At 42.7% G+C, this 11363-nt stretch carries 12 protein-coding genes, 1 tRNA gene and 2 pseudogenes; 14 read left to right on the top strand and 1 reads right to left on the bottom strand.

Features of this window, described 5'->3' with window-relative positions; genetic code table 11:
• Positions 1-4: 4 nt before the first annotated feature.
• Entirely contained in the window at positions 5-835 is an 831-nt protein-coding gene (locus VZ94_RS07215; protein WP_045778716.1) for a cysteine hydrolase family protein, read from the bottom strand.
• A 136-nt stretch (positions 836-971) separates the two neighbouring features.
• Here VZ94_RS07215 and VZ94_RS07210 point away from each other — a divergent pair, with 136 nt between their 5' ends.
• From VZ94_RS07210 to VZ94_RS07155, 14 genes and pseudogenes are all read left to right on the top strand, one after another.
• On the top strand, positions 972-1640 hold the full coding sequence (locus VZ94_RS07210) for an NUDIX hydrolase (protein WP_045778715.1): 669 nt from the start codon (positions 972-974) through the stop codon (positions 1638-1640).
• Positions 1641-1773: 133 nt separating this feature from the next.
• Positions 1774-1850 (top strand) — tRNA-Met (locus tag VZ94_RS07205).
• A 119-nt stretch (positions 1851-1969) separates the two neighbouring features.
• On the top strand, positions 1970-2470 hold the full coding sequence (gene rimP / locus VZ94_RS07200) for a ribosome maturation factor RimP (RefSeq protein ID WP_045778718.1): 501 nt from the start codon (positions 1970-1972) through the stop codon (positions 2468-2470).
• The gene (gene nusA / locus VZ94_RS07195) at positions 2460-3959 is read left to right on the top strand and encodes a transcription termination factor NusA (protein WP_045778714.1); all 1500 of its coding nucleotides are present in this window, start codon (positions 2460-2462) and stop codon (positions 3957-3959) included. Before rimP ends, nusA begins: the two co-directional genes overlap by 11 nt.
• A 23-nt stretch (positions 3960-3982) precedes the next feature.
• Positions 3983-4300, top strand: a pseudogene (locus VZ94_RS07190) (translation initiation factor IF-2 associated domain-containing protein); the annotation flags it as partial.
• A 130-nt stretch (positions 4301-4430) separates the two neighbouring features.
• Positions 4431-4781: a hypothetical protein gene (locus VZ94_RS24290; protein ID WP_045778712.1), complete on the top strand. Its 351-nt coding sequence runs from the start codon at positions 4431-4433 to the stop codon at positions 4779-4781.
• Between the two features lie 145 nt (positions 4782-4926).
• Positions 4927-6717: pseudogene (infB, locus tag VZ94_RS07180) on the top strand (translation initiation factor IF-2); the annotation flags it as partial.
• Positions 6717-7088 (top strand): 30S ribosome-binding factor RbfA, encoded by a 372-nt coding sequence (rbfA, locus tag VZ94_RS07175; RefSeq protein WP_045778711.1) that lies wholly within the window; start codon positions 6717-6719, stop codon positions 7086-7088. The pseudogene infB and the gene rbfA, both read left to right, overlap by 1 nt.
• A 1-nt stretch (position 7089) precedes the next feature.
• Complete coding sequence (locus tag VZ94_RS31815) at positions 7090-7491, top strand: hypothetical protein (RefSeq protein ID WP_338040292.1); 402 nt, start codon at positions 7090-7092, stop codon at positions 7489-7491.
• A complete protein-coding gene (locus tag VZ94_RS31810) occupies positions 7463-7819 on the top strand; it encodes a hypothetical protein (RefSeq protein WP_338040291.1) in 357 nt (118 codons plus the stop codon). Before VZ94_RS31815 ends, VZ94_RS31810 begins: the two co-directional genes overlap by 29 nt.
• Positions 7797-7958 (top strand): tRNA pseudouridine(55) synthase TruB, encoded by a 162-nt coding sequence (locus VZ94_RS31805; protein WP_338040293.1) that lies wholly within the window; start codon positions 7797-7799, stop codon positions 7956-7958. The genes VZ94_RS31810 and VZ94_RS31805 overlap by 23 nt, the downstream gene beginning before the upstream one ends.
• Positions 7959-8108: 150 nt before the next feature.
• Entirely contained in the window at positions 8109-8378 is a 270-nt protein-coding gene (gene rpsO, locus VZ94_RS07165) for a 30S ribosomal protein S15 (protein WP_045778710.1), read from the top strand.
• Positions 8379-8456: 78 nt separating this feature from the next.
• Positions 8457-10535, top strand: a complete 2079-nt coding sequence (gene pnp, locus VZ94_RS07160; RefSeq protein WP_045778709.1) for a polyribonucleotide nucleotidyltransferase — start codon at positions 8457-8459, stop codon at positions 10533-10535.
• Positions 10536-10623: 88 nt separating this feature from the next.
• The coding region (locus VZ94_RS07155; RefSeq protein ID WP_239649716.1) for a PhnD/SsuA/transferrin family substrate-binding protein at positions 10624-11363 on the top strand (740 nt) is incomplete at its 3' end.

Genomic DNA, 11363 nt, shown 5'->3' with positions numbered 1-11363 from the left:
CTCGTCAGTATGACTCAGTGAGCATTGCGCTAGTGGTTAACCGCACACCGTGTTGGTTTAAGTCGGAATAGAATTGCTGAACCTGGTTTTCATAACCAGGCACAGCGCTCATGCAGTCCGTCAACAAAACTAGCTTGTTGGCGGCATTCAGGCCGCCATAGTGCAATAAATCTAGCACGGTTTCTTTTACACAATGGCTGCTGGCTTGGCCTGCTATCAGTAACTCATCGCAGTTTAAAAGTTGTGCTAACAAGGCTTGGTTAAGTTCTGTACCAGAATCGCCAGGGTAGGGCAGAACCGCTTTAAGAGCCGAATAGCTTTCTGTCCAAATATTTTCACCTTTATGGACAAAAGCAATGGTTTTAGCTGTGCGCGTTTCCCATTGTCTTAGTGCTTGGCTAATCGCTGGATGTAGATTATGCCCAATCGTGCCAATTTCGCAGTGAATAGGCCAAAGCGTTAACGTGCGTTGCAAGGCTTCAAGCGTTTGTAAATAGGTTATGAGATAGTCCTTAACCGCTTTCGAATGCAAAGGCTGTTTTAGCCGGAAGCGCCCAGCCATCACATCATTAGCGGTAATTTGGCTGAATGGTGCGACTTCCTGTTCATCAGCATCTAACCAATTACAATAATGCGCTAAATCAATACGGTGATGACTGTCTAGCGTTGCCGTGATACTGGAAAAACAAGCGCCTTTAGCGGCGATTAATTGAGCTAAGCGTAAACAGTCTTGATGGGCGCCAGGAATCGGTAGCGCCGGTTTATAGCTGTTATCGGTAGGTAAATCACAAAAGTCGTTTTGAGCGTCGATGATTAATAACTGTGTTGTTTTCATAAAACTACTCTGTTGTTAGTTGCGCTTAGCTTATGTCAATTAGTTACAAATTACAACTAAGTATTTTGTTAAAAAATAACATAATATAAGGTTTAACTATATAATAGTTTAAATATTAAACTTACTATTTTAACCTATGCAGCAATCTATTATCGCTACAGTGGATATTGTCTTACTCACGTTACAGCAGCAACGTTTATCGGTGACGCTTATCAAACGCGATAATCCGCCGTTTCAAACTATGGCTGCGTTACCCGGCGGTTATATTCATGCACAAGAAGATAACAACTGTTTGGATGCGGCTTTGCGCATTTTATCGACTAAGACGGGTATTGTTCCGCCTTATTTAGAGCAATTACAAACGTTTGCTGGTATTGCTAGAGATCCGCGTGGCTGGTCAATGTCGGTGGTATATTTTGCTTTAGTCGCATCAGAAGTGATTACGGCAGCGCAGCACGACGGCTTAGTGGTTTGTGCGGTCGACGACTTATGGCATTTACCTTTTGACCATAATGATATTATTGCTGCTGCAGTTGCTAGAATTCGTAATAAATCGTATTACTCGTCATTGCCTTGTTATTTAGCCGGTCCAATGTTCACCTTGCCGGGTTTGCAAAAAATTTACGAGGCTTGTTTGGGGGAAAGCCTAAATAAAGTCAGCTTTCGTCGTAAAATGGATGAATTAAATGTTTTAGAGCCTGTGTCAGGACAAACAGAAGCGCATGGTGCACACCGACCGGCGCAACTGTATCGATTAAAAGCACAGTTTAAAAATCAACTGCAATTATTGAGCCGAGGGCTATGATTTTATGGTGATTTTCTGTCAGCAGGTCGTTTTTTTGAGTGGGTTAAACGCCTATGCCAGCAAAGCTCTATAGCATATTGATTTTATTTATCTTGCCAAATGTTAAAAAATCACTATAATACTTTAAATCAATCGCGGGGTGGAGCAGCTTGGTAGCTCGTCGGGCTCATAACCCGAAGGTCGTAGGTTCAAATCCTGCCCCCGCTACCAGACTAAAAAAACCCCTTCATGGGGTTTTTTATTTTTAGGTTCTGGTATAGAAACCAGCGTGGTTGTTAATGGAAGAGCCTTTGGCTCTTTTTTTTTGTGCGGAAATTGGCGAGGACATCATGAAATTGGCACCCGAGCACTTGATCGAGTTAATCGAACCAGTGGTCGAAGGATTAGGTTATGAATGTGTGGGCATTGACTATAATCCACATCCTAAGCATGGATTACTGCGCATTTATATCGATCATGTTAATGGCATTATGCTTGATGACTGCACGCGTGTCAGTCATCAGCTCAGCGGTGTTTTAGACGTTGAAGACCCTATTCCAGGCAATTATCAATTAGAAATTTCATCGCCGGGCGAAGATAGACCCTTTTTTAAACTTAGCCAATTCGAGCGTTTTATAGGTAGCACTGTACAAGTAAGTGTATATGCACCTATACAAGGCAGAAAAAAAATAAAAGGCATTATTGAAAAGGTCGATGGAGAAGTGGTGACGTTAAATGATTCAGGTCAGATTTTTGCCGTGCCGTTTAGCGCGATGAGCAAAGCACGCTTAGTTCCCTTATTCCAATTAAACAATTCAGGCATAGAAAAAGGAGCACAAAGTGGCAAATAAAGAGATTTTGCTCGTAGTCGATGTGTTCTCTAATGAAAAAGAGATAGACAAGGAAATCGTTTTTCAAGCGATAGAGTCTGCATTAGAGACGGCGACCATTAAGCGTCATGTCAATCAAATTAAAGTGCGTGTTGCGATTAATCGTAAAACCGGTGATTATTTAACCTATAGACAATGGGATGTTGTTGCGGCTAACCCTCAGTTAGATGGCGACGTTGAATTCCCAACGACACAAGTGTTGTTGGAAGTTGCGCAAATGGATAACCCAAATGTTAAAGTGGGCGATGTTGTTGAGGAAGAAATTGAGTCGGTAGAATTTGGTAGAATCGCTGCACAACATGCGAAACAAGCTATCATACAAAAGGTACGTGAAGCCGAGCGCAAGAAAATTGTCGATGCGTATAAATCTAGGGTTGGTGAGTTAGTGACAGGGGTTGTCAAACGCGTAGAAAAAGGTAATGTTTTATTGGACTTAGGCGGCCATGTTGAAGCATTAATTGCCCGAGACGACATGATTCCTCGCGAAGCGGTACGTGTTGGTGACCGCTTGCGTGGCTATTTAAAAGATGTACGGTTAGAGGCAAGAGGGCCACAATTATTTGTGACTCGTACAGCGCCAGAATTATTAATCGCCTTGTTTAGACTAGAAGTACCAGAAATCGCTGAAGGCACGATTACCATTATGGGTGCCGCTAGAGATCCTGGATCACGCGCTAAACTAGCTGTAAGAAGCCATGACCCTAGATTAGACCCGGTCGGCTCGTGTGTCGGTATGCGTGGTGCGCGTGTACAAGCCGTTACGAATGAATTAGCCGGTGAGCGAGTCGATATTATCTTGTGGAATCCTAGTGAAGCTCAGTTTGTTATCAATGCGATGTCGCCAGCTGAGATTCAATCTATTATCGTCGATGAAGATAAGCACAGTATGGATTTGGCGGTTAGCTCTGAAAATTTATCGCAGGCAATCGGTCGAGGTGGTCAAAATGTACGCTTAGCGTCTCAGCTTACTGGTTGGGAACTCAATGTTGTTGACGCATCGAAAGCGAATCAGAACAGCGAAGCTGAAATTCAAAAAGTTACCCGCATGTTTGTCGAGCAATTAGATGTTGATGAAGATATAGCAATGATTTTAGCTGAAGTCGGTTTTAATTCAGTGGAAGAAATTGCTTATGTACCGGTTAGCGAAATGCTAGAAATAGAAGGCTTTGATGCGGACTTAGTCGATGAGTTAAGAAGTCGAGCAAAAGATGCATTACTCATTAGCGCGATTGCGGCAGAAGAAGTGATAGAAACGGCACATCCGGCTAAAGAGTTGCTTGAAATGGAAGGCATGGACAATGAATTAGCTTACGAATTAGCGAATCAAGGTATTATTACAATGGATGATTTAGCAGAGCAATCCGTTGATGATTTACTTAATTTTTCAGGTATGAATAAAGATCGCGCGGCAAAATTAATTATGAAGGCGCGTGAGCCTTGGTTTGCATAAAGCAATGGCGAAAGGGGTAGGAAATGAGTGATAAAACAGTACGCCAGTTGGCTGAAATAGTAAGAATCCCGTTAGAGCGTTTGTTAGAGCAATTAAAAGAAGCAGGCTTAAAAGCCAGTTCTCCTGACGACGTGATTAGCGAAGATGAAAAAATGCAATTGCTTGGGCATTTGCGCAAACGGCATGGCAAAACCGAGGGTGATGCAGGTAATTCACCACGCCGGGTTACGTTAGAGCGCAGAAAAGTAATGGAAATCAAGCAAGCCAGTCAGCCGGGTAGCGCGTCTAAAACCATTCCTGTTGAAGTTAGAAAAAAGAAAACCTATATTAAGCGCCCTGAGGCAGATGATAATAAAGTTAATCAACTGACAGCAAAGTCTTCGACATTTTGACACTGACTCAGCTATAGTTCACGACGAACTGGACACTTGGAACGATACAACTACTGTTGAGATTGAAGCGGTGGATTCTGTGGTGCAAGACATAACAGAAGATACAGTGAGTTCGGTGCCAGCGGAGCCAAAGGTCGTTGAAGAGGTAACACCGGCATCCGTTACGGTTGAGACTAAAGCTTCTGAACTTGAAGTGGCTGCACCAGTCGTATTGCCAGAACCTGAAGAGCCCGCAGCTAATTACGCTTTAGGTTTAGATGTGGATTTAGAATTAGATCCAGAAGAAAAATTTGCTGCGATTAAGGTGAAAGAAGATAAAAAAGTTCGCCAAGATAAGCCTGTTAAAGCCAAAGAATCCGATGAAGTTAGAAAAAAACAACAAGATAAAAGAGCGTCGGTTAGAAGAATCCATCAAGAAGAATGCAGATAAAGTGAGACAACAAGCGGCGGCTAAGCAAGATCAATTTCGTAAAAAACAGCCTGAAGAAGGTAATTTACGCCCATCTCCGAATAAAGACAGTAAAAAAAGCAAGAAAAAAGGCAAAGTACAACAACGTGGCGTTGTGACTGAAAATAGACATCAGTTCGAAATGCCATCCGCGCCTATCGTCAAAGAAGTCACGATTCCTGAGATGATTATCGTATCCGAGCTAGCGCAAAAAATGAGTGTTAAAGCCGCGTTGGTGATTAAGCATCTGATGAAATTAGGCATCATGGCTACGATTAACCAAAGTATTGACCAAGAAACCGCAGCAATCTTGGTTGAAGAAATGGGGCATAAGCCGGTTATGCAAAGCGATGACGATTTAGAAAAAGAGTTATTAGCAGAAGCAAAGTCAGAAGACAATTATCCATTACTACCAAGAGCGCCTATCGTGACCATCATGGGACACGTCGATCATGGTAAGACCTCATTATTAGACTATATTCGTAAAACACGGGTTGCTGCAGGTGAAGCGGGCGGCATTACTCAACATATTGGCGCTTATCAAGTCAAAACCGATCACGGTTCGGTTACCTTTTTAGACACACCAGGCCATGCTGCTTTTACCGCGATGCGGGCACGTGGCGCGCATGTGACTGACGTTGTTATCGTGGTTGTTGCAGCAGATGATGGCGTGATGCCACAAACTAAAGAGGCCGTTGAACATGCGCGAGCCGCTAATGTGCCTATCATCGTTGCGATGAATAAAATCGACAAAGCGGATGCAAACCCCGACAAAGTCATGCAAGAGTTGTCAGGGATTAATGTGTTAGCTGAAGAATGGGGCGGTGATGTTCAGTTTTTGAAAATTTCCGCTAAAACCGGTCAAGGTATTGACGATTTAATCGAAGCATTAATTGTCCAAACTGAAATTTTAGAATTAACTGCACCACAGCAAGGTCCTGCTTCGGGTATTGTTATTGAATCCCGCTTAGATAAAGGGCGCGGCGCTGTTGCGACTGTTTTGATTCAAAAAGGCACGTTGGAAAGCGGGCAAATGGTGTTGTGTGGTCACGAGTTTGGTCGTGTTCGAGCCATGTTTAACGAAAATGGTAAACCACTAAAAGAAGCGGGACCTAGTGTACCGGTTGAAATTTTAGGCTTATCAGGCACACCGAATGCTGGCGATGAGTTTATTGTTGTACAAAATGAGCGGGTGGCTAAGGAATTAGCTAGACACCGCGAAGACCGTAAAAAATTCAGTCGCCATGCCGCACAACAAGCCTCAAAACTTGATGAAGTCTTCTCTAGGATGACGAGTGGTGAATTAGCCAGTGTTAACTTAGTATTAAAAACCGATGTGCAAGGTAGTTTGGAAGCCTTACGCGGTTCGTTAGTTGCTTTATCAAATGATGAAGTTGAAGTTAAAGTGGTTTTTGGTGGTGTCGGCGGTATTAACGAAGGCGATGTGAACTTAGCGATTGCCTCGAATGCCATTTTAATGGGCTTTAACGTTAGGGCCGATGCAACTGCGCGTAAGTTAATTGAAGAAAAAGGTGTTGACCTGCATTACTACAGCGTTATTTACGACGCGATTGATGAGGTTAAGAAATCAATCAGTGGTATGTTAGCACCCGAAATCAAAGAGCAAATCGTCGGTCTTGCTGAAGTGCGCGATGTGTTCCGCTCACCTAAATTTGGTGCCATTGCGGGTTGTATGGTCGTTGACGGTTATGTTAAACGTAATCTACCGATACGCGTATTACGCGATAACGTGGTTATCTTCGAAGGTCAGCTTGAATCCTTACGTCGTTTCAAAGACGATGCCGTTGAAGTCAAAATGGGTATGGAATGCGGTATTGGCGTGAAAAACTATAACGACGTGCAAACCGGTGACCAAATCGAAGTCTTTGAGCGTACTGAAGTCAGACGGGTTATATAATGGCTAAAGAATACGGGCGTAATGCCCGCGTCTCATCGGAAATGCAAAAGGAACTATCGTTTATCTTACAGCGTGAGATTAGCGATTCCCGATTAGGTTTTATCACGATTAATGATGTAGAAGTGACTAAAGACTTAGCCGTCGCTAAAGTCTTTTTCACCGTGATGAATGCCGATGATGTAACTAAAAAACACAATACTAAAGTGTTAAACGAGTTAGCTCCGATTATTCGTCATGAATTGGCAAAACGTATGCGTTTACGACATATTTCTGAATTACGTTTTTATTATGACGATTCATTTGATAAAGGTATGCGGGTTGCACAATTATTAAGCAGTATCCACAAAGATTCTTCTAGCCATCAGGATTGATATGGCTAAACACAAGAAAGGCCGTGATATTCACGGCATTGTCTTATTAGACAAACGGTTAGGTATTTCTTCCAATAAAGCACTGCAAGAAGTTAAGCGCCTTTATCAAGCAAATAAAGCCGGACATACCGGTAGTCTTGACCCGTTAGCATCAGGCTTATTACCGATTTGTTTGGGGGAAGCAACAAAAGTGTCAGGGATGCTGTTAGAACATGATAAGCGCTACTTAGTGGATATTAAGCTAGGTGTGATGACAAGCACGGGCGATGCTGAAGGCGATATTATTCAAACCAGCGCTGTGCCTGAGTTAACAGAAGCCGATATTGAAACGTGTTTACAACGTTTTTTTAGGAACGACAACGCAAGTTCCGCCTATGTATTCAGCGTTAAAGCTACAAGGTAAGAAGTTATATGAGCTTGCTCGCGAAGGCATTAGTGTCGAGCGTGAAGCGAGAACAATCACTCTCTCCCAGCTTATTCTTAAGGCATATAACGCTCCAAAATTGAGTTTAGATGTGACGTGTTCTAAAGGCACGTATATTCGTTCGCTTGCACAAGATATAGGTTTTGCGTTAGGCACATGTGCGACGGTAACGATGCTGCGACGCATAGGTGTTGGGCATTTTACAATTGAACAAAGTAAGACATTAGACGAATTGGCGACGCTAGACGATTTTGGCTTATTTCAGCAGTTAATTCCGGTCGACCATCCTTTGCAAAAAGCTGCCTAGCGTTCAGCTAAACGAAGAGCAAGCTCGGCAAATTCGTTTTGGTCAAGCCGTTAACTATCAAACCTCTCATTCCGGTATGATAAGACTTTATCATGACGCCACTTTTTTTGGGGTTGGGAGAAAGCATATTGGATGCTAAAATAGCACCGAAAAAATTGTTCAATATGAACAATGTATAAGCTAAGTGGCTTATACCATTACGCCTGGTCTACACCCTATCGTGGACAGGATTTCATCTATCGCATCGATAGCGATAATCATTACTTACAATCTTTAATAGGGATTAGCAATGCCTTTTACAGCAGAACAAAAAAGAGCGGTGGTTGAAGAATACCGTTTATCAGAAACTGACACGGGTTCACCAGAAGTGCAAATTGCACTGTTAACAGCTCATATCACTCATTTAACACCGCATTTTGCTGCGCACAAAAAAGATAACCACTCACGTCGTGGCTTGTTGCGTATGGTTAACCAACGCCGCAAGTTGTTGGAATATCTAAAAAATAAAGACAGCAACCGCTATCGTTCATTAATTGAGCGTCTTGGTTTAAGAAAATAATGGCTAAACGGCGCTTATACAGCGCCGTTTGACTATTTACCTTCAACGCACAAATACTACACGCAAAGGAATCCTAGAGTGAATCTTATCAGGAAAGAATTTCAGTTCGGCGCGCATAAAGTAACGCTGGAAACTGGAGAAATCGCGCGTCAAGCTGACGGCGCCGTCATCATTGATGTCGAAGGCACAACATTATTAGTCACTGTTGTCGCTAAAAAAGAAGCCAATGGCGGAGATTTTTTCCCATTAACAGTTAACTATCAAGAAAAAGCCTATGCAGCCGGCAAAATTCCAGGTGGTTTTTTCAAGCGAGAAGGCAGACCCAGTGAGCAGGAAACGTTAACCTCTCGCTTAATCGATAGACCGATAAGACCTTTATTTCCAGAAACTTATACGAATGAAGTGCAAATCGTTGCTACGGTTTTATCATTAAATCCTCATGTTGATCCTGAAATCCCTTCATTGCTAGGGGCGTCGGCAGCGTTATCCGTTTCGGGTTTACCGTTTAACGGACCTATAGGAGCTAGCTTAGTAGGCTATAAGAACGGCGCTTATTTACTGAATCCATCGCCTACCGAATTAAAAGAATCTGAACTTATTTTAGTTGTGGCCGGAACTGAGCAAGCCGTATTAATGGTGGAATCAGAAGCTAAAGGTTTATCTGAAGAAGTCATGTTAGGCGCGGTGTTATTTGGTCACGAGCAAATGCAAGTGGCGATTAATGCGATTAAGGCATTTGCCGCTGATGTCAACAAAGCACCTTTAGCATGGCAACCGATAGAGCCTAACCAAACATTAGTCGAGTTAGTTACCACAGAGGTCGAAGCGGCCTTAATTCAAGGGTATCGCATACCTGAAAAACTGGTTAGACAAGAACAATTAAAAGCCGTCAGAAATGCAGCGGTTGAAAAATTTACCGCAGAAGGCGCTTATGCTGCTAACGATGTTCGTATGATTATTGAACATTTAGAAGCAAAAATCGTGCGTTTAGCGATTTTAGATGAAAGTCGCCGTATTGATGGTAGAGCATTAGATACTATTCGTCCTATTTCTATTCGTACAGGCGTGTTACCCAGAACTCACGGTTCGGCGTTGTTCACGCGTGGTGAAACTCAAGCGTTAGTTGTAGCAACATTAGGCACACAACGCGATGCGCAAGTTATCGATGCGTTAGGTGGTGAATACAAAGAGCCATTTATGCTGCATTACAATTTTCCACCGTTTAGCGTCGGTGAAACGGGTCAAGTCGGTTCGCCTAAACGTCGTGAAATTGGTCATGGCCGATTAGCAAAACGCGGTGTCAATGCCGTGTTACCTAATATGGAAGAATTCCCCTATACCATACGGGTTGTATCAGAAATTACCGAATCTAATGGCTCTAGCTCTATGGCATCGGTGTGTGGTAGCAGCTTAGCGTTAATGGATGCTGGCGTGCCCATTACTACGCCGGTTGCTGGTATTGCTATGGGCTTAATCAAAGAAGGCGACCGTTTTGCTGTATTGTCCGATATCATGGGCGATGAAGACCATTTGGGCGATATGGACTTTAAAGTCGCTGGGTCTGACAGTGGCATTACCGCTTTGCAAATGGACATTAAAATCGACGGTATTACCGCAGAAATCATGAAGACTGCGCTAGAACAAGCTAAACAAGGCCGTTTACACATTTTAGGTGAAATGAAAAAAGCCTTAGCGTGTGCGCGTGAGGAAATGTCTGATTTTGCGCCTAGAATTATTACGTTTAAAATTGACCCGAGCAAAATCCGTGAAGTGATTGGTAAAGGTGGCGCAACTATTCGGGGTATCACTGAAATTACCGGCGCTAGCGTCGATTTAACCGATGATGGTGTTGTTAAAATCGCATCAGTCGATAAAGCGGCAGGTGAAGAGGCGCGCCGTTTAATTCAAGAAATTACCGAAGAAGTCGAAGTCGGCAAAGTCTATGAAGGTAAAGTAGTCAGACTGATGGATTTTGGTGCCTTTGTAACTATTCTGCCAGGAAAAGATGGTTTAGTGCATATCTCGCAAATTTCTGACGAACATGTTGATAAAGTCAGCGATAAACTGAGCGAAGGTGATACGGTTCGCGTCAAAGTGTTAGAAATTGACCGTCAAGGACGCGTTAGATTGAGTATGAAAGAAGCTGATAAAGAATAAGCCAGCTCTTTCTTGCCAAACATAAAAAAAGGGGGGTAACCCCCTTTTTTTTGCCCAAAATATCTTGGTTATGTGTTTTTCTGTGAAAATGAATAAAAGTCTATTAGTTATCCATACCGTTTTTATGGGCTTGAACTGTGTTTATTTTGGACGTAAAGCGCTTCTCTTAAATCTATTCATCGCCGCTTTTTCTTTATCCGCTTTATGGTTAGCAAGCAGTTTACGCGCCCATGCTGAAGAAACGCCGCAAAATGCTGTGCGAATGAATATGGGCTATTATTTTAATTCAATCAGCGATATGGCTAATCGTACCGATATTCAAGTTTCGTTGAACTTTTGGGCCAAGGAGCTGCTTTCAGAAGAAGCAAAAAAACAAAATTATTTCATGTCCTCTACCCAAGCCGTTGTTTATGACCGTATGGAAGACATGCAAACAGCATTCAGAAAAGGTGAGTTGGATTTAATTGTTGCGCCGCCGTTGCTCATTTCCAAATACTTTAAAAAGACAGAATTAGGTACTGGTTTTGTCGGCGTGTATGAAGGTAAAAAAACAGAGAAGCTTGTATTGGTTGTTCGTAACGATAAGAATATCAATAGTGTAAAGGACTTGCGTAATAAACGTCTGGGAATGATAGAGCAAGATGAGCTTGCCGATATTTTTCTTGATACTTTAGTGCTAAAAGAGCTTAAGCAACCGTATAAAAATGTTGTCAAGGCCGTCAAACTCCAAAAGAAAAACACCCATCTTATCCTCGATTATTTTTTTGGTAGGTTAGATGCTGGGGTGGTTTATCTCAGTTCTTATGATACGGTGACTGAGCTGAATCC

Source organism: Methylocucumis oryzae (assembly GCF_000963695.1).
In the GTDB taxonomy this organism is placed as follows: Bacteria; Pseudomonadota; Gammaproteobacteria; order Methylococcales; family Methylomonadaceae; genus Methylovulum; species Methylovulum oryzae.
Note: the sequence above shows the minus strand (reverse complement) of the source record. Positions and strands in the feature narration are given on the sequence as shown.